Here is a 23,868-nt window from a genome sequence, read left to right as displayed (position 1 = left end):
ACGGTCCGGCTTGGGTCAGTCGGCCTTCAATTCAGAGGCCCAGCCCGTTGCTTCGGACAAGGGACGCAGTCTCTGTTCCTCGGCACCCGGCGCTGCCCGATCACCTCGCAACGGCTTGAGGGCCACCATGCCCTGCTTCAACTCCTGCTCCCCAAAAATCAGGGCGAAACGTGCGCCACTGGCATCGGCCTTCTTGAACTGCGACTTCATGCTGCCCATGCCCTCAGGGCCACCGGCATGCATCAGCACGTTCACCCCCTGCTGCCGCAACTGGCGCAGCAGGCCCATGGCGACAGGCATCGCCGAGACTTCAGGGATCACCGCATAGGCGTCCGGCTGGGGTTGGCCGGGCAGACGTGCCTGCTCCTTGAGCAGTTCAAGAATGCGCTCCATCCCCAGGGCCCAACCCACTGCCGGAGCGGGCTTGCCACCGATCTGGGCAATCAGGCCGTCGTAGCGGCCGCCTGCACACACCGTGCCTTGCGATCCCAGCTGGGTCGTCACAAACTCGAAGACGCTGAGGTTGTAGTAATCCATGCCGCGCACCAGGCGTGGATTGATGCGGTAGGCGATGCCCTGGGCATCCAGCAGGGAACGCAGACGCTGGAAGTGGTCCAGGGATGCCTCACCCAGATAGTCCATGAGACGGGGTGCCGCGTTGACCATTTCCTGCATCGCGGGATTCTTGGTGTCCAGAATGCGCAAGGGGTTGCTGTGGAGGCGACGCCTGGCGTCCTCATCCAGCAAATCGGCATGAGCTTCCAGGTAGGCGATCAACGCCTGGCGATGCGCCTGGCGCTCGGCAGGCTGACCGAGACTGTTGATCTCCAACTCGATACCCGACAGACCCAGAACGGACCACAGATCGCACGCCATGGTGATCAGCTCGGCGTCGACATCCGGCCCTGCAAAACCCAGGGCCTCTGCCCCGAACTGGTGGAACTGGCGATAGCGCCCGCGCTGGGGCCGCTCATGCCGGAACATGGGCCCCATGTAGTACAGGCGCTTGCCTCCGTCGTACAGAAGGGAATGCTCCACCACCGCACGGACGACCCCGGCCGTGTTCTCGGGACGCAGGGTCAGTTGCTCACCGTTGAGGCGGTCTTCGAAAGAGTACATCTCCTTCTCGACAATGTCGGTGACCTCACCCAGACCGCGAACGAATAGGGCGGTCGGCTCAACGATGGGCGTTCTCAGATTGCGGTAGCCATATCGCTGCATGAGCGAACGAAGGGTCTCCTCCAGCCACTCCCAATGAGCAGAAACGGGAGGCGCAATGTCGTTCATGCCTTTGACGGCAACCAGTTTGTCAGCCATGGAAAAGTATCAGTTCAGGCCATCGGGCAGGCACTGGCGCGACGCCAGCACGGGCACGTTCAGGTGCCACTGCCAAATCGCCGTTGGATGTAGTTGTCAACAATTTGCTGGAATTCCTGCGCGATGGCATCACCTCGCAGCGTCATGGCCTTTTCGCCGTCGATGTAGACGGGGGCCGCAGGCGCTTCGCCGGTGCCGGGCAGGCTGATACCGATATCGGCATGCTTGCTTTCACCAGGACCGTTGACGATGCACCCCATGACCGCCACCTTGAGGCCTTCCACCCCGGGGTAGCGGCTGCGCCAGACCGGCATGGAGGTTCGCAGGTAGTCGTCGATCTGCTTGGCCAGCTCCTGGAACACGGTGCTGGTCGTGCGGCCGCACCCCGGACAGGCGGTCACGCTGGGGACGAAAGCGCGAAGACCCAACGCTTGGAGAATCTCGCTGGCAATGACGACTTCCTGCGTCCGGGACTCACCGGGCTGAGGCGTGAGAGATACCCGGATGGTGTCGCCGATGCCCTGCTGCAGCAGCACGGAAAGGGCCGCCGTCGAGGCCACAGCCCCCTTGGTGCCCATTCCCGCCTCGGTCAGTCCCAGATGCAAGGCGTAGTCGCAGCGTCTGGCCAGCTCCTGGTAAACGGCGATCAGGTCCTGCACGCCGCTGACCTTGCACGACAGCACGATGTTTCGGCCATCCAGCCCGATGGCCTCGGCCTTGGCTGCTGAATCGAGCGCGGATGTGATCAGCGCCTCATACATCACCTGGCGAGCATCCCATGGCTGAGCCCTTCGGGAGTTTTCGTCCATCAGGCGGGCGAGCAGTTCCTGATCGAGACTGCCCCAGTTCACCCCGATGCGGATGTGCTTGCCGAGTCGCGCGGCGATCTCGACCATCTGGGCAAACTGGCGATCGCCCTTCTCGCCCTTGCCGACGTTGCCCGGATTGATCCGGTACTTGGACAGGGCTTCCGCACAGGCGGGATGCTCGGTCAGCAGCTTGTGCCCGTTGTAGTGGAAGTCACCGATCAGCGGGACCGGAATACCCATCCGATCCAACTGCTCGCGAATGTAGGGCACCGCCCTCGCTGCTTCATCGTTGTTGACGGTGATGCGCACCAACTCGGAACCGGCCTGGGCGAGCTCCTTGACCTGGATCGCGGTAGCGATGGCGTCGGCCGTGTCGGTGTTCGTCATCGACTGCACGCGCACCGGTGCATTCCCACCCACGGTCACCTGGTGGCTTCCCCAGGAAACCACGCCCTGACGCGTGCGGCGCGCAGCGGCCACGCCCAAAGGGATCGGCGAAGCGACTGCCAAAGGGGCCATGTCCTGATTGTCCAGAGACGCCATCATTACTTCACCTCGAAGCGGGCCACGCTGTTTCGGGTCATCGGCGCGGTATCCAGAAGCTGGCCCCGGACCATCACGTCCACCTGATCGGCACGGCCAACCACCACCGAGTACGGGGGAGCATTGGAAAAATCCAGCACATCACCGGCAAGCATCATGCGCTTGACCACCACCGCTCCGCTGCCATTGACCACCTCCACCCACGAATCGCCTCTGGCTTTCAGCACCAGAAGCTGACCAGCGGTCTTCGCCTCAGGCGTCGGCGCCTCGGCGACCTGAGGCGCGCCGCTGATCGACACGGAAGGCGGCGACGACACGGACGCATCCGGCGCAGGGGCAGACGGCAGCAGGTCCGGCTGAGCCGGTGCCGCAGCGTTCGGGGAAACTGGAGCGGACGTCACAGACTCGACGACCACGGAGGGGGTGGAACCCGGCGTCTGCGTGACGGTCGCTTCACCACCGGACCGCTGAAACCAGCCAGACCAGCTCGACGGATCAGGCAAGAGCACCACCGCTGCTGCCGCGAGCACCAGAAGCCCACCGAGCCCCATGACCCAACGCGAACCCGAACCGGAACTCCCACCGCCAGTCTCGGGTGGCGGGGTCCTGAAGGGCGCGCTGATGGCCTTGGGGAACTGGCTCAGGTGAGGCTCTTCCGGCTGGGGAATTTCCTCCAGCACCGGCGCGGGATCCACCTTCAGGTGCCGGCAGACACTCGACGCCAGGGCACGGGCGAACGTCAAGTCGGGCAGATCGTCATAGCGGCCCGCCTCAAGCAGCTCAAGCTTTCGCACCGGCACCTTCAGCGCAGCCGCCAAGGCGGCTATGTGCAATCCCGCAGCCTCCCGGGCTTGCCTCAGACGCACAGGTGGCGAACCGGCAGTATCACTCATTGAAGGCTCCACGCCGATAGGCGGCCCACTCGGGCGACTGTGGGAAACGACGCCCCAGCTGCTGGGCCAACTGTTCGGCGGCCGTGCGTTCACCCAGGCGACGCTCGATGCGGATGCCCAACCAGAGGGATTGGGCATTGGCCATTTCGGAGTTGTTCAGCCGCCGGGCATAGAACTGCGCCTTCACGTCATCGCCACGGCGGTGAATCAGGTTCGCGAGGTTGTACGCGGTCACAGGATCGGCTGGGTCCAGCTCGTAGGCACGGGCCAGGGTGCCCTCGGCCTCGGGCAGTTGCCCCATGTTGATCTGGCAGACGCCCTTGAGCTTGAGGGTCTTGGCCTGTCCGCCGTAGGTCGGGCTGGCCAATGCCCGCGCGAAGAGATCTATCGCCTGCTGGTGACGCCCCTGACGGCACTGGAACCAGCCATAGTTGTGCAAGGCGTCCGGGTCGCGCTGGTTCAACTGCAATGCCCGCTGAAAGCTCTCTTCGGCCAAGCGGTTGTCGTTGAGCCTCATGTAGACCAGCCCACGCAGCACGTAAGCAGGACCAAACGTCGGATCCGCAGCCACCGCCTGCTTGATTTCATCAAGGGCGACGGTGGTTTTCCCCTGCTCGAAATAGCCGCTCGCAAGCTCGATACGCAGCCGGGCGCGCTTGCGGGCTTCCGGTTCGTCCGATTCGGTCATCGGTTCAGCGGAGGGACCGCTCACCGGGCTGCCAGCCCCTGTTGCACAGCCTGCCAGCACGGAAGCGATCAGCAACCCGCCGAGGACAGCGGTCATCCGTGACCACGGTGACATCGGGCGCCGCGGCTCAGTGGCGTGGGGTGAAACAGGGGTCATGCAGGATCCTCCTCGTTGCGGGAATGGCGAGCCAGTGGAACCACCCGGATCGGGTGAACGGAATCAACACGTCGCTGGGCAAGTCGCCGGGCGGCGTTGGTGCGATCCAGTACATCGCCTGCGAGCTGACCACAGGCTGCGTCGATATCGTCTCCCCGGGTTTTTCTGACCGTGGTGACGATGCCACCCTCATTGAGGATCTGACCGAACCTGAGAACGACCGGGCGGGGTGAGCACTTCAGACCGGAGTCCGGAAACGGGTTGAACGGAATAAGGTTGACCTTGGCCGGCACCCCCCTGCCCGCATGCTGGCGCAGCAGCGCCAGCAATTCCCGGGCGTGCTCGGGCTGATCGTTGACGCCATCGAGCATGCAGTATTCAAACGTGATGAAGTCCCTGGGGGCAGCCGGCAGATAGCGCAGACAGGCGTCCAGCAATTCGGCGATCGGGTACTTCCTGTTCAGGGGAACCAGCACGTCTCGCAAGGCGTCGTTGGTGGCATGCAGCGACACCGCGAGGGCCACCGGACAATCCTTGGCCAGGCGATCGATCATCGGGACGACACCCGAAGTGGAAACCGTCACACGACGGCGCGAGAGGCCGTACCCATGATCGTCCAGCATCACCCGCAGCGCAGGCACAAGCGCGCCATAGTTCTGGAGCGGCTCGCCCATGCCCATCATGACCACGTTGGTGATCACCCGATCGGCGGTGCCCAGGTGACGCCGCAGGTAGTGCTCGGCATACCAGAGCTGAGCCAGGATCTCACCGGTGGTCAGGTTGCGGGAAAAGCCCTGATGTCCGGTGGAGCAGAAACGGCAACCGACGGCACAACCCGCCTGCGATGACACGCACAAGGTGCCCCGGTCGTCCTCCGGGATGAAAACGGTTTCGACGGCATTGCCGTCGCCCACGTCAAAGAGCCATTTGATGGTGCCGTCGGCCGAATCCTGCCTGGAAAGGACCGGCAGTCCGGAGACGGTGCAGACCGATGGAAGCTTCTCGCGAAGGCTCTTCGCGAGGTCGGTCATTTCTTCAAACCGGGACGCACCCTTTTGGTGGATCCAGCGAAACAGCTGAACGGCGCGGAAGCGCTTTTCGCCCAGCTGTTCGCAAAAGCCGGCCAAGCCCTCGAGATCGAAGTCGAGCAGATTGACCGTCATGACATGGCGTTCGCGCAGATCAGCGCGAGTACACGTTCATGCCGGGGAAGAAGAAGGCTACTTCCACGGCTGCGGTTTCGGGAGCATCGGAGCCATGGACGGCGTTGGCGTCGATGCTGTCGGCGAAGTCGGCGCGGATGGTGCCAGGGGCTGCCTTCTTGGGGTCGGTGGCACCCATCAGGTCACGGTTCTTCAGGATGGCGCCTTCGCCTTCGAGCACCTGGATCATCACCGGGCCGGAGATCATGAAATCCACCAGATCCTTGAAGAAAGGACGCTCCTTGTGAACGGCGTAGAACTGCTCGGCCTCACGGCGCGACAGATGCGCCATACGGGCAGCCACGACCTTGAGGCCGGCAGCCTCGAAACGGGCGTAGATCTGGCCGATCACGTTCTTGGCAACGGCGTCGGGCTTGATGATGGACAGGGTACGTTCGATGGCCATGGTATTCCTTGGAATTGTGTGAGTAAAAGTGGTTCCTTGCGAGCTTTCGCAAAGCTTGCGATTCTACAACGGCGACAGGTTTTCCCCGTGTTCAGCGACCGGGACCACGACCGCCCTGACGACGAGGCCCGGGAGGCCGGCGCCCCTCCTGGTCGCGCTGTCGCTGCAAGGCATCCTGGCCGATGTAACCATAGGAGGTCTTCATCGGATCGGGCTGTCCCGCGGGTTTTCCGGCCGGCTTGCCAGCACCCCGGCCACGGCCAGTGCCTGCCGGCGCAGAACGATCCCCTCGCCCTCTGGAGGCCACAGGCCCCCTGCCCGCGCCAGGCCTGGCCGGTGCTGCAGGTGGCTGGGCGGGCATGCCCGCAGCCGCAGTCAGCCGAGCGATGTCCTGAGGGCCCAGCTCGACCCACGCGCCGCGCTTCAGACCACGGGGAAGCACCATGGCTCCGTAACGGATACGAATCAGGCGGCTGACCGCATGACCGACCGCCTCGAGCATGCGTCGGACCTCCCGGTTGCGGCCCTCGGCTATGGTGACCCGGTACCAGCAGTTGGCCCCGTCACCGCCACCGTCCTCGATGGAGCCGAACTGCGCCATGCCGTCGTCAAGCTGGACGCCATCGAGCAGACGGCGTTTTTCCTCGTTGGACAGGGCGCCAAGCACCCGCACCGCGTATTCGCGCTCAAGCCCGAAACGGGGATGCATGAGCCGGTTCGCCAGTTCACCCGAACTGGTAAACAGCAGCAAACCTTCAGTATTCAGATCCAGACGCCCGACGGACTGCCATTTGCCATGCTGCAGCCTGGGCAGACGACGAAACACAGTCGGGCGATTCTGGGGGTCGTCATGCGTGACCACTTCGCCAGCGGGCTTGTGATAGGCCAACACCCTCGGGGGCGGTGGTGCAATGCGAACACGCACCGGCTTGCCGTTGACCTTGATGCTGTCCCCATACTGGATCCGCTGGCCCACGTGAGCAGGCTCGCCATTGACCGAAATCCGCCCCTCCAGGATCATCTGTTCCATTTCCAGCCGCGACCCCATGCCCGCCTGAGCCAGCACCTTGTGCAGCTTGGGGGAGTCCGCCTGGGGCGCAAGGACACGCTTGAGCGGCCGCGCGTCGCCCTCCTGCTGCGCATCGAACTCGCCGCTGACCACCTCTTCGAAGCTCAGAGCCTCCTCGTCTGGAACCCCAGTTTCAACAGGCTTGGCTGAGTCAGCCATCTCAGGCTTGCGCGGGGTTTTCTTGGCCGGGTTCATCGTTAATCAGGCTCGGTTGTTCGGCTGGGCCGGGAGTATGGGGTTCTTCGCTGGCGGTATCAACGGGATCTGCGTCTCCCTCCATGGGCGGCAGAGAAGACGACAATGCTTCGAAATCCAGCCGATCCAGCGCGGACTCCTGCACGTCACCGCCTTCCAGCGGAGGCAGCCGATCAAGGGACGACAGCCCCAGATCGTCCAGGAACTGCCTGGTGGTGGCAAACAGGGCCGGGCGGCCCACGGTTTCGCGATGACCGATCACTTCAACCCAGCCCCTGTCTTCCAGTTGCTTGAGAATGGCCGAGTTGATGGTGACCCCCCGGATCTCTTCCATGTCGCCACGGGTGACGGGCTGACGGTAGGCAATGATGGCCAGTGTCTCCATCGTGGCCCGGCTGTACCGCGGCGGCTTCTCCGGGTGAAGACGGTCCAGGTAGGGTCGCAGCTCCGGCCTGCTCTGGAATCGCCACCCGGTGGCGACCTTCACCAGCTCCACACCGCGATGCGTCCACTCAGCCTGAAGCTCGGTCAGCAGGCGCTTGAGGGTGTCCGGCGAAACCTCGTCGTCAAAAAGCGTGCCCATGTCCTTCAGGGTCAATGGCTGCTGGGCACAGATCAACGCGGTTTCGAGGACGCGGCGGGCATCCGAGGTATTCATCGCGATGGACAGTTGAGTGGGGAGCAGGGCCTAGGTTCCGGCAGTCTGCGGACGCCGCCCGGTGGGCTGACAGGCCATGGGAGCGCTTCCGACAAAGTGCCTCAGCGCAGTTCTTCCCCATTGTAGCGGAGCCCTGCCGCATCCACTGCCTGCATCAGATCCGGCGGCAACCCCCACTCGAAAGCCAACGGCTCCCCGGTGACCGGATGCCGCAGCGCCAGCCGGAACGCATGAAGTGCCTGCCGGGCCAGACCCCATTGGGGGCGCCCCCCGTACAACACATCTCCCACGAGAGGATGCCCCAGCCAGGCCATGTGCACACGGATCTGATGGGTCCGCCCGGTATGAAGCCTACAACTCACCAGACAGGCCTGATCGTTGCTGCCGAGCATGGTCACCGTGGTTCTGGCCTGTTTGCCATCGGGCACCACCGCCATTCGCAGGCGATTGCGTGGATCCCTTCCGATCGGCTGCTCGACGTCGACGACCTCTTCGCGACACCACGGGGCATGAGCCAGGGCCAGGTACTGCCGCCCGACTTCACGCGCAGCGATGGCTTTGACCAGGGCGTCCACCGCCGGGCGTGACTTGCCGACCAGCATCAGACCCGAAGTGTCCTTGTCCAGTCGGTGCACGATGCCCGCCCGAGGAAGGGAAGCGGCGGCGGCATGGTACGCCAGAAGCCCATTGAGCAGGGTGCCACTCCAGTTGCCGGCCGCCGGATGCACCACCAGTCCGGCGGGCTTTCGGATGACCAGCAGGTGGTCGTCCTCATAGGCCACGTCCAGCGCGATCGGCTGGGGCACGAAAGCCAGCGTCTGCTGGGTCGGTCGCAACTCGACCATCAGCTCCTCGCCCACGGAGACCTTGCTCGCGGACTTGATCAGCGGGCTTCCGGCGCGGGAAACCGCACCGCTGGCAATCAGCTGCTGGAGGTACGATCTCGAAAACTCGGGAACCAGCGCCGCCAGCACCTTGTCCAAACGCTGGCCGTGCCATTGAGCGGGCACGGGACACACCCGCGTCTCGGGATCGGCCAAAGCCGGATCCTGTGCATCGACCTCGTCTTCTGGCGCTTCCTGAGCTGCCATACTCGCAGGGTCGGTCGATATAATTTCAGATGGCAAGAATCGATATTCCCGTTGAAAAGGTGAGCGAGTGATGCGTATGTCCAGATTATCGTCGGTCCCACTCGCGCTGGTTGCCGCGGCGGTGTTGCTGCAGGGTTGCAGCAGCACGCCAAAGGACGAGACGGCCAACTGGAGCCCCAACAAGATTTACAGCGAAGCGCAGGACGAGCGCAACTCCGGCAACTTCGACAAGGCGGTGGTCCTGTACGAGAAATTGGAAGGCCGCGCGGCTGGAACACCCCTTGCCCAGCAGGCCCAGCTGGACAAGGCCTTCACCCACTACAAGGCGGGTGAGCAGGCCCAGGGTCTGGCGGCCATCGACCGCTTCATCAAGCTGCACCCCGCCAGCCCGGCGATGGACTATGCGCTCTACCTCAAGGGCCTGATCAATTTCAACGACAACCTCGGACTCTTCGGCTCCCTGTCCCGCCAGGATCTGTCGGAGCGGGACCAGAAAGCGGCCAAGGAGTCTTTCGAGTCCTTCCGCGAGCTGGTGACCCGCTTTCCGGACTCACGCTATTCGGCCGACGCACGTGCGCGGATGACCTACATCATCAACTCGCTGGCGCAATACGAGGTTCACGTCGCCCGTTACTACTTCACGCGCGGCGCCTATGTGGCCGCGATCAACCGCGCCCAATCGGCAGTGGCCGAGTATGCCGATGCACCTGCCCTCGAAGAGGCGCTCTACATCCTGGTGCGGTCATATGATGCGTTGGGCATGACCGAGTTGCGTGACGATGCCCGTCGTGTCCTGACCGCCAGCTACCCTCGCACGGAGTACCTGTCGGGCGGATTCAAGCAGCGCGACGAACCTTGGTGGAAGCTCTGGTGACCGGCCAACTGTCAGGGGAACGCAAACGCTGACTTTCGCCGCCGGCTCCAGAATGTGTGCCTCAGACACCACACAGCGGTCCCGTGAGGACATGGAGTCCGGGGGAAATGTCAACTTTTGGCTACCATCACGGTAGTTACTCCTCATCACCAGACATCCCCTGACATGACCAAAGGCTATCGCATCACCGCATCCACCGGGATTCACCGCGGGGATCGCGACTACCAGCAAGATCAGGTCTGCCTGCTGCATCACGCCCGCAACCCAGGGTGCCTGCTGGCCGTGGTGGCCGACGGCATGGGTGGTCGCAGCGGTGGCCGCAAGGCGTCTGATCAGGTCATGCTCACGGCCCGCCAGCTGTTTGAGCGCTATGACCCGGAAACGGACGATCCCTCAAGCATGCTGCGGCAGATCGTTGAGGAATCTCATCTGGTGATCAAGTTGACCGCCGTGTCGGCCGAACAGGAACCCCACAGCACCATCGCCGCGTTTCTGATCAACCCGGGTGGTGACAGCCACTGGGTTCATGCCGGTGACTCCCGCATTTATCACTTCCACAACGGACGAATGGTGTTCCGGACCATGGACCACTCCTACGTGCAGACCCTGGTCAACCAGGGCGAGATCACCGAGGAGGAGGCACTGGATCATCCCCACTCCAATATCCTGATGGGATGCCTGGGGACCGACAACGATCCACCGGTCGACCTGCACGTGGTTCCGAAGCTGGCTCCCGGAGATGCCCTGCTGGCCTGCAGCGACGGGGTGTGGCACTACTTCACGCCGGAGGAGCTCTCCAGCACGATTGCCATGCTCACGCCCAGAGAGGCTTGCGAGTTCCTGATCCAGAAAGCACGCACCCGCGCCAAGGGCATGGGCGACAACCTGTCGCTCGTGATCGTCAAGCTAGACACCCTGAACTGAGCCAAGGACCATAAGGTACCTGCGGGCCCAGCGTCTGAGTCACACCGGCTCAGCTTAAAGGGCCATTCAGGTCAGGCCCGTGTCGACCGCGCGGTGTTCGAGGCTGAGGTATTCCTCTGACTGCATCTCGCCCAGGCGGGACACCGTGCGGGGGAACTCGTGCGACATCGGGCCTTCGAGGTACAACTGATCCGGCGGCACGGCGGCCGACATGACCAGCTTCACGCGGCGGTCGTAGAGCACGTCGATCAGCCAGGTGAATCGCCGAGCTTCCGAGGCCTGACGAACGGCCATCTGGGGCACATTGGACAGCAGCAGCGTGTGGAACTGTGTGGCGATTTCCAGATAGTCGTTCTGCGATCGGGGACCACCGCAGAGCGTGCGGAAATCAAACCAGATGACCCCGCCAGCACGTCGGATGGCCCGTATCTCCCGGGACTCGATCTGCATCACCGGATCCTGGTCATGCGCTTCCGCCAGTTGGGTGAACGTCTCTTCCATGGCGGCGTCGGCAGCCTCGCCCAGCGGGCAGTGGTACAGCTGGACATGGGTCAGCGTACGCTGACGGTAGTCCGTGCCGTTGTCCACGTTGATGATCTCCAGCCGCTGCTTGAGCAACTCGATGGCAGGGAGAATCCGGTCGCGATGCAATCCGTTGGGGTACAGGCCATCGGGGTGGAAGTTGGAGGTGGTCACGAAACCAACGCCCGCCTTGAACAAAGCGTCCAGCAGCCGGTGCAGGATCATCGCGTCGGTGACGTCGGCCACGTGGAACTCGTCGAAGCAGATGAGCTTGTAACGCTTGGCGATACGTCTTCCCAGTTCGTCCAACGGATTGACCGTGCCCTGCAGCTCGCGCAACTCGCGGTGCACCTCGCGCATGAACTCGTGGAAATGCAGCCGCGTCTTGCGCCGGATCGGAACCGCGTTGTAGAAGCAGTCCATCAGGAAACTCTTGCCGCGCCCCACCCCGCCGTACATGTAGACCCCTCGCGGGATCTCGGGTTTGACGAACATCTTCTTGAGCGCATTGGAGCGCTTCTGCTTGTAGTTCGTCCAGTCGACGGCACACCGCTCCAGCGCGGCAATGGCGCGTTGCTGGGCGGGATCGGTGGTGTAGCCACGCTCGGCAAGCGTGGCGTCGTAGGTGGCGCGGACCGACAAGGGCTGTTCCCGATCAGAAGTTCAGGGTGCGCTTGTCCACCGCCAGCGCGGCTTCCTTGGTCGACTCGGAGAGCGACGGGTGCGCGTGGCAGATGCGGGCGATGTCCTCGGCGGATGCCTTGAACTCCATCGCCATCACGGCTTCAGCGATCAGCTCGGACGCCATCGGGCCGATGATGTGCACCCCCAGGATTTCGTCGGTCTTGGCATCGGCCAGGATCTTGACGAAACCGGTGGTGTCGCCCAGCGCGCGGGCACGGCCATTGGCCAGGAAGGGGAACTGGCCTGCTTTGTAGGCCACCCCCTCGGCCTTGAGCTGCTGCTCGGTCTTACCGACCCAGGCGATCTCGGGGCTGGTGTAGATGACCCAGGGAATGGTGTTGAAGTTGACGTGACCATGCTGGCCGGCCATGCGCTCGGCCACCGCCACGCCCTCTTCCTCGGCCTTGTGGGCCAGCATCGGACCGCGCACCACGTCACCGACCGCCCACACGCCAGGCAGGTTGGTGCGGCACTCGTCGTCCACCACGATGGCACCGCGCTCGTCGAGCTTGAGACCCACGGCGTCGGGGTTCAGGCCAATGGTGTTGGGCACACGACCGATAGACACGATCAGCTTGTCCACGTCCAGCGACACGGCTTCGCCCTTGGCGTTGGTGTAGGCCACCGACACGCCCTTCTTGCCGTTCTTGACTTCGCTGATCTTCACGCCCAGCTCGATCTTCAGGCCCTGCTTGGTGAACACCTTCAGGGCTTCCTTGGCCACGCCCTCGTCCGCCGCGCCCAGGAAGGTCGGGAGCGCTTCAAGGATGGTGACTTCGGCGCCCAGACGACGCCACACCGACCCCATTTCCAGGCCGATCACGCCGGAGCCGATCACGCCCAGCTTCTTGGGCGTGGCGCCCACGCGCAGCGCGCCGTCGTTGGACAGGATGTTGACCTCGTCGAACTCGGCGCCCGGCAGTTGGCGGGCATTGGAGCCGGTGGCAATCACCACCTGCTTGCCGCTGATGACTTCCTCGGCAGCACCGGCAACCTTGATCTGGTAGCCGCCCTCGGCGGCGGCCACGAAGGAGCCACGGCCGTGGAAGAAAGTGACCTTGTTCTTCTTGAACAGGTACAGGATGCCGTCGTTGTTCTGTTTCACGACGCCGTCCTTGCGGGCGATCATCTTGGCCACGTCCATTGTCACCTTGCCGGTGCTGATGCCGTGGTCGGCAAAGTGGTGGTTGGCGTGCTCGAAGTGCTCGGACGACTGCAGCAGCGCTTTGGACGGGATGCAGCCGACGTTGGTGCAGGTGCCGCCAGGAGCGGGGCCACCAGCGGCGTTCTTCCACTCGTCGATGCAGGCCACCTTGAAGCCCAGTTGCGCTGCGCGGATGGCGGCGATGTAGCCGCCGGGGCCGCCGCCGATCACGACGACATCAAATGCTTGGGACATGTTCTTTTCCTGTGAGGTTGGACAAACGCCCCCGAAGGGGCGTTGATATCAAGGCTTGGCCGATCAGATGTCGAACAGCAGGCGGGCCGGATCTTCCAGCGCTTCCTTCATGGCCACCAGACCCAGGACGGCTTCGCGGCCGTCGATGATGCGGTGGTCGTAGGACATCGCCAGGTAGTTCATCGGGCGGATGACGATCTGGCCGTTCTCCACCACGGCGCGGTCCTTGGTGGCGTGCACGCCCAGGATGGCCGACTGCGGCGGGTTGATGATGGGCGTCGACAGCATGGAGCCGAAGGTGCCGCCGTTGGAGATGGAGAAGGTGCCACCGGTGAGGTCGTCCAGACCGATCTTGCCATCACGGGCCTTCTGGCCGAACTCGGCAATCTTCTTCTCGATGTCGGCAAAGCTCATCTGGTCGGCGTTGCGCAGAATCGGCACCACCAGACCACGCGGCGAACCGACAGCGATACCGATGTCGAAGTAGCCGTGGTAGACGATGTCGTTGCCATCGACCGAGGCGTTGAGCACCGGATACTTCTTGAGCGCATGCACGGCGGCCTTGACGAAGAAGCTCATGAAGCCGAGCTTGACGCCATGTTCCTTCTCGAACTTCTCCTGGAACTTCTTGCGCATCTCCATCACGGGTGCCATGTTCACTTCGTTGAACGTGGTCAGGATGGCGTTGGTGGCCTGCGACTGCAGCAGACGCTCGGCCACGCGGGCGCGCAGGCGGGTCATCGGCACGCGCTCTTCCGGACGGTCGCCCAGGTCAGGAGCCACGGTAGGCACCTGCGGCAGTACCTTGGTCGGCGCACCGGTCGGAATGGCCACCGGCGCAGCGACGGCCTTGGGCGCCGAAGCGGCAGCCAGCACATCGCCCTTGGTCACGCGACCGTCCTTGCCGGTACCTGCGACCGAGCCGGGCGCCATGCCGGCATCAGCCATCAGCTTGGCAGCCGCCGGCATCGCCACGCCGGCCTTGCTGGTGGACACGGCTGCTGCTGGAGCGGCCGCGGCCTGAGCCGGCGCGGCCGCGGCAGGGGCCGCAGCAGCCACCGGAGCAGCGGCACCGGCCACGGCGGCGGTGTCGATCTTGGCGATGACCTGGTCGGCGGCGACGGTGGCACCGTCACCCTGCACGATCTCAACCAGCACGCCACCGGCAGGTGCGGGGCACTCGAGCACGACCTTGTCGGTCTCGATCTCGATCAGGATTTCGTCGGCGGCGACAGCCTCGCCAGCTTTTTTCTTCCACTGCAGCAGGGTGGCTTCGGCCACGGATTCGGAGAGCTGCGGAACCTTGACTTCTACGATTGCCATGTTTGGTCTACCTGTATGGTTTCGAGGGGCGTGGCCCAGGCAGTGTCCCGGCCAGCGGCCGGGACGCAGGGCTCACAACACCGGATCGTTCATTTGGTGAGGATGAAGCCCTTGAGCTTGGCGAAGGCCGCTTCGATCAGGGCCTTCTGCTGGTCCTGGTGCAGGTGGGCGTAACCGACCGCCGGCGAGGCGGAGGCGGCACGACCGGCATAGCCCAGCTTCTGTCCATCGAGCATGTTCTCGTGGATCTGGTGCTGCACGAAGAACCAGGCCCCCTGGTTTTGCGGCTCGTCCTGGCACCAGACGATGTCGGTGGCGTTCGGGTACTTCTTGATCTCAGCCCCAAAAGCCTTGTGCGGGAACGGATAGAGCTGCTCGACGCGGATGATGGCCACATCGTCGGCACCCTTTTCCTCACGCTTCTTGACCAGGTCGTAGTAAACCTTGCCCGAGCAGCAGATCACGCGCTTGACCTTGTCGGCCTTCTTGATCACGGCCTCGTTGTTCTCGGGGATGACCGTCTGGAAGCCGCCCTTGATGAACTCGGACAGCGGAGAGGTGGCATCCTTGTTGCGCAACAGCGACTTGGGCGTCATGATGACCAGCGGCTTGCGCAGGTCACGGATCTGCTGACGACGCAGGACGTGGAAGATCTGGCTGGCCGTGGTCGGCTGCACGATCTGCATGTTCGTGTCGGCGGCCAGCTGCATGAAGCGCTCCAGGCGGGCCGAGCTGTGCTCCGGACCCTGGCCTTCGTAGCCGTGCGGCAGCATCAGCGTGATGCCGTTGACGCGGCCCCACTTTACCTCGCCGGAGGCAATGAACTGGTCGATGACGACCTGGGCACCGTTGGCGAAGTCACCGAACTGGGCTTCCCAGATCACCAGGGTGCTGGGATCGTTCGATGCGTAGCCGTATTCAAAGGCCAGCACAGCCTCTTCGGACAGGATGGAGTCGATCACCACGAACGGAGCCTGGTTGTCAGCCACATTCTGCAGCGGCACATAGGTGCCTTCGCTCCAGCGCTCACGGTTCTGGTCGTGGATGACGGCGTGACGGTGGGTGAAGGTACCCCGACCGCAATCCTCACCCGACAGGCGCACCGGGTAGCCACTGGCCACCAGCGAGGCGAAGGCCATGTGCTCGCCCATGCCCCAGTCGACATTGATTTCACCGCGGCCCATGGCGGCACGGTCGTCGTACACCTTCTTGACGAGCGTGTGGGCATTGACCGTGGCCGGAATCGTGGTGATCTTCTCGGCCAGCCGCTTCCATTCGGTGAGCGGAATGGCGGTATCGGCCTGGTCCGTCCACTTCTTGCCCAGGTACGGTGCCCAATCGACTGCGTACTTGCTCTTGAAGTTGGTGAGCACCGGATCGACCGTATGGCGGCCTGCGTCCAGTGCGGCCCGGTAGGCCTTGACCATCTCGTCGCCAAGGGTCTCGCCCAGGCCCTGTGCGGCCAGACGGTCTGCGTACAGCTTGCGCGTGCCGGGGTGCTGCGCAATCTTCTTGTACATCAGCGGCTGGGTCAGGCTGGGGGTATCCTGCTCGTTGTGACCCAGCTTGCGGAAGCAGATGATGTCGATGGCCACGTCCTTGCGGAAGGTCATGCGGAACTCGACAGCCAGCTGGGCGGCCAGCACCACCGCTTCCGGATCATCGCCGTTGACATGCAGCACCGGTACCTCGTAACCCTTGACGATGTCGGTGCAATACAGGGTCGAGCGAAGATCCCGGGGATCGGATGTGGTGAAACCGATCTGGTTGTTGATGACGATATGGACCGTGCCACCCGTGCGATATCCACGGGTCTGTGCCAGCGCCAGCGTTTCCTGGTTGACACCCTGACCGGCGAAAGCCGCGTCACCGTGGACCAGCACCGGCAGCACCTGGTTGCCATCCACATCGCCACGACGATCCATGCGGGCGCGGGCCGAGCCCTCGACCACCGGGTTCACGATCTCCAGGTGCGACGGGTTGAACGCCAGACTCAGGTGAACCGGACCACCGGCGGTGGACACATCCGAGCTGAAGCCCTGGTGGTACTTCACGTCACCGGCGGGCAGATCTTCCGGCGCGGTGTGATCGAATTCGGCAAACAGGTCCTTGGGCATCTTGCCCAGGGTGTTGACCAGCACGTTCAGGCGACCCCGGTGGGCCATGCCGATGACGATTTCCTGCACGCCCTTGGCACCGGCTTGCTGGATGACCTCGTCCATCGCGGCAATGAAGCTCTCCCCGCCTTCCAGCGAGAAGCGCTTCTGGCCGACGTATTTTGTGTGAAGGAAGCGCTCCAGCCCCTCGGCCGCGGTCAGGCGGTCGAGGATGTGCTTCTTCTTCTCGGCATTGAAGGATGCCTTGCTGCGGATCGTTTCCAGCTTTTCCTGCCACCAGCGCTTCTGCGCCTGGTCGGTGATGAACATGTACTCGGCCCCGATGGAGCTGCAGTAGGTTTCACGCAGGGCATTGAGCAGTTCGCGCAGGCTCATCACCTCCTTGCCAAAGAAGGTGTTGCTCGTGTTGAAGACGGTTTCGTAGTCGGCGTCGGTGAAGCCGTAGAACGCGGGGTCGAGCTCGGGAATGTGGTCGCGCTCGGTGCGCTTGAGGGGATCCAGATCGGCCCAGCGGGAGCCGACGTTGCGGTAGGCGGCAATGAGCTGCTGCACGGCCACGCGCTTGCGGCCGAGGTCAGAGTCTGCACCGGCAGCCACCACGACTTTGGTGCCACCCTGTTTGGCGCGCTCGGCAAAGGCGTTGATCACCGGCAAGTGGGGAACGTCACGCGCATCGGTGCCGTCGGAAGCCGGGACATGCTGGAGGGCGTCGAAGTAACCGCGCCAGTTGTCGGGCACGCTGCCCGGATTCTCCAGATATTTTTCATACATCTCTTCGACGTAAGGCGCGTTGCCCCCGAAGAGATACGAGTTGCCTTTGTAGGCAACATAGACGTTGCTTGTCTCGCTCATTGAACCGCTGACCTCCGCTTCCCTGAAGGAAGCATTAGCTGGTTGAAAAACCTCCCGCGACACGGCTGGACCGATTGGCGGATGCGACAGTGACTGGAAGGACCTGACTGCAGCCTGCAATTGTGCCACCGACGCGACATGGCCGGTTGGCTTTTTTTGGCAACCCGTACCGTTTGCAGGATTGATAGCAGGTCAGGCGCCTGGCACGCGGCGACCGAAGTTGGTCATCTCAGCCGTGCGCGGCAGCCACCTGGCCGCCTGTCGGCTGGCGACAACGCAGAGCCCTACCGAGGGGCCCGGTCAGGCGGAAATTCGGGGCGACAGGCGCTGGGAGGCCGGAACGGAACTCGGCTCGTCCATCTCGATGGCGATTTGTGTGCACACCGTCCGACACAGTGTCACCGCCCGTTCGCTTTGCACGCGATAGATCACCTGGGTGCCCTCCTTGCGCTTGGCCAGAACCCCGGCACGGTACAGGAGGTTGAGATGCTGGGACAGATTGGGCTGGGTGGTGTCGATTTCCTGCAGCAACTGTGACACCGACTTTTCCTTGTCGCACAGTGCACTGAGGATGCGCAGGCGCATGGGCGTGGACAACACCCCGAACAGCTCGGCAGCGAGCTCGAACACACGGACATTTTCGACGTTGCCGTCGGCTTCGATCATCTTGTCCATCATGCGGACCCTTTGTCTATATAAGCATGCATCATACTTACAAAGCCACCCGCGCACCAGCCAGAAAGCAACAGGCCACCCGATGGCGGCCTGTCACTGGAGGATCAGAAGCCCCCCGGACAAGAACTCAGCGGCTGGCGACCAGATCCTTGACCTGCTGCAGCGCGGCGGGGTCTTCCATGGTGGTGAGATCACCCGGATCGCGCCCCTCGCAAACCGCCTGAATGGCCCGTCGCAGCAACTTGCCCGAACGGGTCTTGGGCAGCACGGACACAAATTTCACCATGGCGGGGCGCGCCACGGCGCCGAGCTGGTCGTCCACCACCTTCATGATGGCCACCTCTTGAGCCTTGGCGGTCTCCGGCGTGTCCGCCTGAGCGGGGTCCTTGAGGACGGCAAAGGCCACCGCCACCTGTCCCTTGAGCTGATCGGCCACCCCCACCACGGCGACCTCCGCCACGTTCGGATGGCTGGAGATGCTCTCCTCGATCTCCCGAGTACCCAGGCGGTGGCCCGCCACGTTGATCACATCGTCGGTACGCCCCAGGATGAAGAAATAGCCATCCTCGTCCCGGATACCCCAGTCGAAGGTGCTGTACATGACCTTGTTGTGGATGCTGGACCAGTAGGTCTTGACATAGCGCTGATCATCGCCCCAGACGGTTTGCAGGCAGCCGGGCGGCAACGGGCCGTTGACCGCGATCACGCCCTTCTTGCCCGGCTCGGTAATCTCTTCGCCGGTGCCCTCGTCGATCAGGCGGACGTCGTAGCCATACACGGCCTTGCCGGGTGAGCCGAACTTGGTGGGTGCCTTCTCGACGCCGTTGCAGATGGCCATGATCGGCCAGCCGGTTTCGGTCTGCCAGTAGTTGTCGATGATGGGTTTCTTGATCGCGTCGGCAATCCAGGTGGCGGTCGGCTCATCCAGGGGTTCGCCCGCCAAGAACAGGGCCTTGAGGCTCGACAGGTCGTACTTGGTCAGGAAGGCAGGATCCTGCTTCTTGAGGACGCGGGCCGCAGTGGGTGCCGAGAACATCACCGACACCTTGTACTTCTCGACCAGGCTCCACCAGATGCCGGCGTCCGGGCGGATGGGCAGGCCTTCGTACATGATCGTGGCCATGCCGTTGATCAGCGGGCCATAGATGATGTAGCTGTGGCCCACCACCCAGCCGATGTCGGAGGTGGAGAAATAGGTTTCACCCGGCTCACCCATGTAGATGTGCTTCATGGAGGCGGCCAGCGCCACGGCGTAACCTGCCGTGTCGCGTTGCACACCCTTGGGTTTGCCGGTCGTGCCGGAGGTGTACAGGATGTAGCTCGGGTGCGTGCTGTCCACCCACTCGCAGGGCACCTGCGCGTCCATGACCTTGGCACGCTCAGCGCTGTAGTCCACGTCGCGGCCGGCAACAGACGCAAGGTCGGCCAGTCCGCGGTTGACCATCAGCACTTTCGCCGGCTTATGGCCAGCCAGCGAGATCGCCTCATCCAGGAGGTGCTTGTAGGGCACCACCTTGCCGCCCCGCATGCCGGCATCGGCACTGATGATGGCCACGGGCTTGGCATCGTCGATCCGGCTGGCGAGCGAGTGGCTGGCGAATCCACCGAACACCACCGAGTGGATCGCGCCAATGCGCACACAGGCCAGCATCGCGAAACAGGCCTCGGCAATCATCGGCATGTAAATCAGGACACGGTCCCCCTTCCCCACCCCGAGCCCTTTGAGGATGGCCGCCATGCGGTTGACCTCGGCATGCAGCTCCCGAAAGCTGTAGGCCTTTTCGGTGTCGGTCTCGGTAGAGACGAAGATCAGCGCGTTCTGATCGGCCCGGTCCTTGAGATGACGGTCCACCGCGTTGTGGCACAGGTTGGTCTGGCCGCCGGCAAACCAGCGGGCAAACGGCGGATTGCTGTAGTCGCAGACCTGATCAAACGGCTTGTGCCAGTCGATCAGCTGGGCCTGCTCACGCCAGAAACCGTCGCGGTCTTCAATCGAACGGCGGTGAAATTCGGCGTAGCTCTGGGACGTACTCATCTCGGTCTCCTGCGGGATGTCGGCAAACGCAAAACGGACCATGAAAAAACAGGCCCGAAACTGAATTCATAATTATGAATGTCAGACTTGCTGGAGACTGACAGGGCGTCCTTCTTCCGCCCTGCCGGATCAGGGCCTCACTTGATCAGCGCCTGAATATCCCGGAAAGCCGGATGCTGGGCCGTCCGCATCCACTCAAAAAGCACCATTTCGGTGGTCACCAGCTCGGCACCGGCCGACGCGAGCCGATCAAATGCCGCGTCCCGGTTGCGTTCGGTGCGCGATCCACACGCGTCGGTCACCACCCACACGTCCAGTTCCTCTTCAATGAGTTCAAGGGCTGTCTGCAACAGGCAAACGTGCGCCTCGCAACCGGCCACCACCACCGTCGCACGCTCCGGAGCTGAGGGCGCCTGCGGCTTCTGCAGATGCTTGGGCAGGCTGCGCGCGTTCCCTCCCGCCGGTCTCTGGGGCGGACGGAGGCATTCCACCAAGCCATCAGCCACGGCACTGAAATGGTGCTTGGTGACAGTGCGCTGGCACAACTCCCGCAGCGCCGGGATGTTCTGACCCAGCTTTTCAGGGACCTGCTCCGTCCCCCAGACGGGCACCTTCAACAGACGGGCTGCGTTGGCCAATCGCAGGGCGTTGGCCTGTACGAAAGCCGCATCGTGAATGGCGGGCATGAGTTTTTCCTGGTAATCGACCAGGACCAGTTGGGAATCGGCAGCATCGAGCAGCATGGCGCAGGTTTCTTGGATCGTTGATGGAATCTGACCTGATTGTGCCCTGACCCTCCGGTTCGGGGAAATGGCACCTGCGTGTTCCACCCACAGGCTGGACACGGATCGATGGCCTGACAAAAAGTCACGAAAAATCAATGGGCTCCCACCGTTTTCTCACTTGACTTGCAAAGAAGCCGGCATTAGGCTCGCGGAATGCGCAAAGTACTGATCAGTACCGTCATGGCGGCGGGAATGTTCGCGCCAGGTTTTTCCTGGGCGGAGCCCTCGCCCGCCTATCAGGACATGGACTCGCTCCTGGTGGAACGCGGCCTGATTGACAGACTGGCTGAAGCACGGGACGCCGCCAGTTTGCACGCGTCGCAACTGGTCATGAACGCCATGGGCTTTCTCGGGGTTCCCTACCGGTACGGTGGCAACAGTGCCGAAACCGGCTTTGATTGTTCAGGCTTTGTTCGCGCCGTCTATGAGCAGTCACTGGGCAAAATTCTTCCCCGACGTGCTGACGAACAGGCGGCCGCGACGCGTGTGATCGATCGGCATGAGCTCAAACCGGGTGATCTGGTGTTCTTCAACACGATGCGACGGGCATTCAGCCACGTCGGCATCTATGTGGGTGATGGCATGTTCATCCATTCGCCCCGCAAGGGATCCGAAGTCCGGGTGGAAGACATGAGAGGGGCTTACTGGCAGACCCGCTACAACGGTGCACGACGCGTGATCGACGGCGGGATCGAGTAGTCCGAGGCAGCCGGGTCGCTCGTTGCAGCGGCGCTGCCCAACCAGGCCAAGGAAAAGCCCCGGACGGTTTCCCGTCAGGGGCTTTTTGCTTCGGGCCGTGGCGAAGACGCTTACTTCTTGCTCGGCGGCAAATCGGTGCAGCTACCGTGCGCCACCTCCGCCGCCATGCCGATGCTCTCGCCCAGCGTGGGGTGCGGGTGGATGGTCTTGCCGATGTCCACCGCGTCGGCCCCCATCTCGATGGCCAGTGCGATCTCGCCGATCATGTCGCCCGCATGGGTGCCCACGATGCCGCCGCCCAGGATCTTGCCGTGGCCATGGGCCTCGGGCGAGTCGTCGAACAGCAGCTTGGTGAAGCCTTCGTCGCGGCCGTTGGCGATGGCGCGGCCCGAGGCCGTCCAGGGGAACAGGCCCTTCTTGACCTTGATGCCCTGCGCCTTGGCCTGATCCTCGGTCAGGCCCACCCAGGCCACCTCGGGGTCGGTGTAGGCGACGCTGGGGATCACGCGGGCGTTGAAAGCGGCCGCGGCCAGCTCCGGGTTGCCCTGCAGTTCACCGGCGATGACTTCGGCCGCCACGTGCGCCTCGTGCACCGCCTTGTGCGCCAGCATGGGCTGGCCCACGATGTCGCCGATGGCAAAGATGTGCGGCACGTTGGTGCGCATCTGGATGTCGACGTTGATGAAGCCGCGGTCGGTCACCGCCACGCCGGCCTTGTCGGCAGCGATCTTCTTGCCGTTGGGCGTGCGGCCCACCGCCTGCAGCACGAGGTCGTAGGTGCCTTCGCTCTTGCTGCCGTCCAGGCCCTCGAACTGCACCTTGATGCCATCGGGCGTGGCCGTGGCGCCCACGGTCTTGGTCTTCAACATGATGTTGTCGAAGCGGCCCTTGTTCATCTTTTCCCAGACCTTGACCAGGTCGCGGTCGGCGCCCTGCATCAGGCCGTCCATCATCTCGACCACGTCCAGGCGCGCGCCGAGCGTGCTGTAGACCGTGCCCATCTCCAGGCCGATGATGCCGCCGCCGACGATCAGCATCTTCTTGGGCACGCCCTTGAGCGCGAGCGCGCCGGTCGAATCCACGATGCGCTCGTCCTGCGGGAAGAACGGCAGTCGCACGGCCTGCGAACCGGCGGCGATGATCGCGCGCTTGAAGGCCACGACCTTCTTGGTGCCGGTCTTGTCCTGGCCGGTACCCGTCGTCTCTTCCACTTCGACGTGGTTGGGGCCAACGAAGGCGCCGTAGCCGCGCACGGTGGTGACCTTGCGCATCTTCGCCATGGCCGCCAGGCCGCCGGTCAGCTTGCCGATGACCTTTTCCTTGTGGGCGCGCAGCTTGTCCACGCTCACCGTGGGCTTGCCGAACTCGACGCCCAGGTCGCCGAGGTGCGAGACCTCGTCCATCACCGCCGCCACATGCAGCAGCGCCTTGGACGGGATGCAACCCACGTTCAGGCAGACGCCGCCCAGTTGGGCGTAACGCTCGACGATCACGACCTTGAGACCGAGGTCGGCGGCGCGGAAGGCGGCCGAATAGCCACCGGGGCCGGCGCCCAGCACCAGCACGTCGCATTCGATGTCGGCGCTGCCGCCGAAGCTGGCGGCCGCGGGGGCCACCACCGGCGCAGCGGCCGGGGCCGCAGCGGGTGCGGCGGCAGGCGCAGCAGCCGGTGCGGGGGCGGCGGCCGGTGCAGGAGTCACCGCGGCGCCCTCAGCGTCCAGCACCAGCACCACCGAGCCTTCGCTGACCTTGTCGCCCAGCTTGACCTTGAGCTCCTTCACCACGCCAGCGTGCGACGAAGGAATCTCCATCGAGGCCTTGTCGGACTCGACCGTGATCAGGCTCTGCTCGGCCTTGATGGTGTCACCCACCTTGACCAGCACTTCGATGACCGCGACCTCGTCGAAATCGCCGATGTCGGGAACCTTGATGTCCATGAGTGCCATGTTCCG

20 protein-coding genes are annotated in these 23,868 nt (G+C 63.6%); 3 read left to right on the top strand and 17 right to left on the bottom strand.

Features of this window, described 5'->3' with window-relative positions; genetic code table 11:
- Positions 1–15 precede the first annotated feature (15 nt).
- The 9 genes from hisS to ACFQNJ_RS08120 all read right to left on the bottom strand — a co-directional run bounded on the left by hisS (position 16) and on the right by ACFQNJ_RS08120 (position 9,027).
- Positions 16–1,317, bottom strand: a complete 1,302-nt coding sequence (gene hisS / locus ACFQNJ_RS08160; protein ID WP_382255878.1) for a histidine--tRNA ligase — start codon at positions 1,315–1,317, stop codon at positions 16–18.
- 59 nt (positions 1,318–1,376) lie between these two features.
- Positions 1,377–2,645, bottom strand: a complete 1,269-nt coding sequence (gene ispG, locus ACFQNJ_RS08155) for a flavodoxin-dependent (E)-4-hydroxy-3-methylbut-2-enyl-diphosphate synthase (protein WP_382255876.1) — start codon at positions 2,643–2,645, stop codon at positions 1,377–1,379.
- A 26-nt stretch (positions 2,646–2,671) separates the two neighbouring features.
- Entirely contained in the window at positions 2,672–3,562 is an 891-nt protein-coding gene (locus tag ACFQNJ_RS08150; RefSeq protein ID WP_382255873.1) for a RodZ domain-containing protein, read from the bottom strand.
- Positions 3,555–4,346, bottom strand: a complete 792-nt coding sequence (gene pilW / locus ACFQNJ_RS08145) for a type IV pilus biogenesis/stability protein PilW (RefSeq protein ID WP_382255870.1) — start codon at positions 4,344–4,346, stop codon at positions 3,555–3,557. Before pilW ends, ACFQNJ_RS08150 begins: the two co-directional genes overlap by 8 nt.
- A 56-nt stretch (positions 4,347–4,402) precedes the next feature.
- Positions 4,403–5,569: a dual-specificity RNA methyltransferase RlmN gene (gene rlmN, locus ACFQNJ_RS08140; RefSeq protein ID WP_382255867.1), complete on the bottom strand. Its 1,167-nt coding sequence runs from the start codon at positions 5,567–5,569 to the stop codon at positions 4,403–4,405.
- Positions 5,570–5,588: 19 nt separating this feature from the next.
- Complete coding sequence (ndk, locus tag ACFQNJ_RS08135; protein WP_374640514.1) at positions 5,589–6,014, bottom strand: nucleoside-diphosphate kinase; 426 nt, start codon at positions 6,012–6,014, stop codon at positions 5,589–5,591.
- 91 nt (positions 6,015–6,105) lie between these two features.
- A complete protein-coding gene (locus tag ACFQNJ_RS08130; protein ID WP_382255863.1) occupies positions 6,106–7,278 on the bottom strand; it encodes a pseudouridine synthase in 1,173 nt (390 codons plus the stop codon).
- Entirely contained in the window at positions 7,244–7,936 is a 693-nt protein-coding gene (gene scpB / locus ACFQNJ_RS08125) for an SMC-Scp complex subunit ScpB (protein ID WP_382255860.1), read from the bottom strand. The genes ACFQNJ_RS08130 and scpB overlap by 35 nt, the downstream gene beginning before the upstream one ends.
- Positions 7,937–8,037: 101 nt before the next feature.
- Positions 8,038–9,027 (bottom strand): RluA family pseudouridine synthase, encoded by a 990-nt coding sequence (locus ACFQNJ_RS08120; RefSeq protein WP_382255857.1) that lies wholly within the window; start codon positions 9,025–9,027, stop codon positions 8,038–8,040.
- Positions 9,028–9,103: 76 nt separating this feature from the next.
- On the opposite strand from ACFQNJ_RS08120, the gene ACFQNJ_RS08115 reads away from it, so the two are divergent.
- On the top strand, positions 9,104–9,901 hold the full coding sequence (locus ACFQNJ_RS08115) for an outer membrane protein assembly factor BamD (RefSeq protein WP_382255854.1): 798 nt from the start codon (positions 9,104–9,106) through the stop codon (positions 9,899–9,901).
- Between the two features lie 165 nt (positions 9,902–10,066).
- Entirely contained in the window at positions 10,067–10,825 is a 759-nt protein-coding gene (locus ACFQNJ_RS08110) for a PP2C family protein-serine/threonine phosphatase (protein WP_382255851.1), read from the top strand.
- A gap of 66 nt (positions 10,826–10,891) precedes the next feature.
- Here ACFQNJ_RS08110 and zapE read toward each other — a convergent pair whose 3' ends face one another.
- From zapE to ACFQNJ_RS08075, 7 genes are all read right to left on the bottom strand, one after another.
- Positions 10,892–11,989 (bottom strand): cell division protein ZapE, encoded by a 1,098-nt coding sequence (zapE, locus tag ACFQNJ_RS08105; RefSeq protein ID WP_374640507.1) that lies wholly within the window; start codon positions 11,987–11,989, stop codon positions 10,892–10,894.
- Between the two features lie 13 nt (positions 11,990–12,002).
- Positions 12,003–13,430, bottom strand: a complete 1,428-nt coding sequence (gene lpdA / locus ACFQNJ_RS08100) for a dihydrolipoyl dehydrogenase (protein ID WP_382255847.1) — start codon at positions 13,428–13,430, stop codon at positions 12,003–12,005.
- Positions 13,431–13,493: 63 nt separating this feature from the next.
- Complete coding sequence (gene odhB / locus ACFQNJ_RS08095) at positions 13,494–14,753, bottom strand: 2-oxoglutarate dehydrogenase complex dihydrolipoyllysine-residue succinyltransferase (protein ID WP_382255844.1); 1,260 nt, start codon at positions 14,751–14,753, stop codon at positions 13,494–13,496.
- 89 nt (positions 14,754–14,842) lie between these two features.
- Positions 14,843–17,722 carry a 2-oxoglutarate dehydrogenase E1 component gene (locus ACFQNJ_RS08090; RefSeq protein ID WP_374640504.1) on the bottom strand — a complete coding sequence of 960 codons (2,880 nt, stop codon included), beginning with the start codon at positions 17,720–17,722 and terminating at the stop codon, positions 14,843–14,845.
- Between the two features lie 300 nt (positions 17,723–18,022).
- Complete coding sequence (locus ACFQNJ_RS08085) at positions 18,023–18,397, bottom strand: ArsR/SmtB family transcription factor (protein WP_374640544.1); 375 nt, start codon at positions 18,395–18,397, stop codon at positions 18,023–18,025.
- Positions 18,398–18,524: 127 nt separating this feature from the next.
- Positions 18,525–20,432, bottom strand: a complete 1,908-nt coding sequence (locus ACFQNJ_RS08080; RefSeq protein ID WP_382255841.1) for a propionate--CoA ligase — start codon at positions 20,430–20,432, stop codon at positions 18,525–18,527.
- A gap of 137 nt (positions 20,433–20,569) precedes the next feature.
- A complete protein-coding gene (locus tag ACFQNJ_RS08075; RefSeq protein WP_382255839.1) occupies positions 20,570–21,175 on the bottom strand; it encodes an isochorismatase family protein in 606 nt (201 codons plus the stop codon).
- Positions 21,176–21,370: 195 nt separating this feature from the next.
- Here ACFQNJ_RS08075 and ACFQNJ_RS08070 point away from each other — a divergent pair, with 195 nt between their 5' ends.
- The gene (locus tag ACFQNJ_RS08070) at positions 21,371–21,916 is read left to right on the top strand and encodes a C40 family peptidase (protein WP_382255837.1); all 546 of its coding nucleotides are present in this window, start codon (positions 21,371–21,373) and stop codon (positions 21,914–21,916) included.
- Between the two features lie 110 nt (positions 21,917–22,026).
- Here the strand turns inward: ACFQNJ_RS08070 and lpdA (ACFQNJ_RS08065) are convergent, their stop codons facing one another.
- Complete coding sequence (gene lpdA / locus ACFQNJ_RS08065; protein ID WP_382255834.1) at positions 22,027–23,862, bottom strand: dihydrolipoyl dehydrogenase; 1,836 nt, start codon at positions 23,860–23,862, stop codon at positions 22,027–22,029.
- Positions 23,863–23,868: the final 6 nt, after the last annotated feature.

The sequence above is a fragment of the Hydrogenophaga bisanensis genome (assembly GCF_042665135.1).
Lineage (GTDB): Bacteria > Pseudomonadota > Gammaproteobacteria > Burkholderiales > Burkholderiaceae_C > Hydrogenophaga > Hydrogenophaga bisanensis.
This window is presented reverse-complemented; position numbering and strand designations above follow the sequence as displayed.

What these genes read in the sequence shown, in the direction of transcription:
- ACFQNJ_RS08075 (WP_382255839.1), bottom strand. Translation starts at nt 21,175, where the DNA reads ATGCTGCTCGATGCTGCCGATTCCCAACTGGTCCTGGTCGATTACCAG.
- ACFQNJ_RS08085 (WP_374640544.1), bottom strand. Translation starts at nt 18,397, where the DNA reads ATGGACAAGATGATCGAAGCCGACGGCAACGTCGAAAATGTCCGTGTG.
- lpdA (WP_382255847.1), bottom strand. Translation starts at nt 13,430, where the DNA reads ATGTCCCAAGCATTTGATGTCGTCGTGATCGGCGGCGGCCCCGGCGGC.
- ndk (WP_374640514.1), bottom strand. Translation starts at nt 6,014, where the DNA reads ATGGCCATCGAACGTACCCTGTCCATCATCAAGCCCGACGCCGTTGCC.
- ACFQNJ_RS08115 (WP_382255854.1), top strand. Translation starts at nt 9,104, where the DNA reads ATGTCCAGATTATCGTCGGTCCCACTCGCGCTGGTTGCCGCGGCGGTG.
- ACFQNJ_RS08130 (WP_382255863.1), bottom strand. Translation starts at nt 7,278, where the DNA reads ATGAACCCGGCCAAGAAAACCCCGCGCAAGCCTGAGATGGCTGACTCA.
- ACFQNJ_RS08070 (WP_382255837.1), top strand. Translation starts at nt 21,371, where the DNA reads ATGCGCAAAGTACTGATCAGTACCGTCATGGCGGCGGGAATGTTCGCG.
- scpB (WP_382255860.1), bottom strand. Translation starts at nt 7,936, where the DNA reads ATGAATACCTCGGATGCCCGCCGCGTCCTCGAAACCGCGTTGATCTGT.
- ACFQNJ_RS08150 (WP_382255873.1), bottom strand. Translation starts at nt 3,562, where the DNA reads ATGAGTGATACTGCCGGTTCGCCACCTGTGCGTCTGAGGCAAGCCCGG.
- pilW (WP_382255870.1), bottom strand. Translation starts at nt 4,346, where the DNA reads ATGACCGCTGTCCTCGGCGGGTTGCTGATCGCTTCCGTGCTGGCAGGC.
- rlmN (WP_382255867.1), bottom strand. Translation starts at nt 5,569, where the DNA reads ATGACGGTCAATCTGCTCGACTTCGATCTCGAGGGCTTGGCCGGCTTT.
- lpdA (WP_382255834.1), bottom strand. Translation starts at nt 23,862, where the DNA reads ATGGCACTCATGGACATCAAGGTTCCCGACATCGGCGATTTCGACGAG.
- ispG (WP_382255876.1), bottom strand. Translation starts at nt 2,645, where the DNA reads ATGGCCCCTTTGGCAGTCGCTTCGCCGATCCCTTTGGGCGTGGCCGCT.
- ACFQNJ_RS08090 (WP_374640504.1), bottom strand. Translation starts at nt 17,722, where the DNA reads ATGAGCGAGACAAGCAACGTCTATGTTGCCTACAAAGGCAACTCGTAT.
- ACFQNJ_RS08080 (WP_382255841.1), bottom strand. Translation starts at nt 20,432, where the DNA reads ATGAGTACGTCCCAGAGCTACGCCGAATTTCACCGCCGTTCGATTGAA.
- hisS (WP_382255878.1), bottom strand. Translation starts at nt 1,317, where the DNA reads ATGGCTGACAAACTGGTTGCCGTCAAAGGCATGAACGACATTGCGCCT.
- ACFQNJ_RS08120 (WP_382255857.1), bottom strand. Translation starts at nt 9,027, where the DNA reads ATGGCAGCTCAGGAAGCGCCAGAAGACGAGGTCGATGCACAGGATCCG.
- ACFQNJ_RS08110 (WP_382255851.1), top strand. Translation starts at nt 10,067, where the DNA reads ATGACCAAAGGCTATCGCATCACCGCATCCACCGGGATTCACCGCGGG.
- odhB (WP_382255844.1), bottom strand. Translation starts at nt 14,753, where the DNA reads ATGGCAATCGTAGAAGTCAAGGTTCCGCAGCTCTCCGAATCCGTGGCC.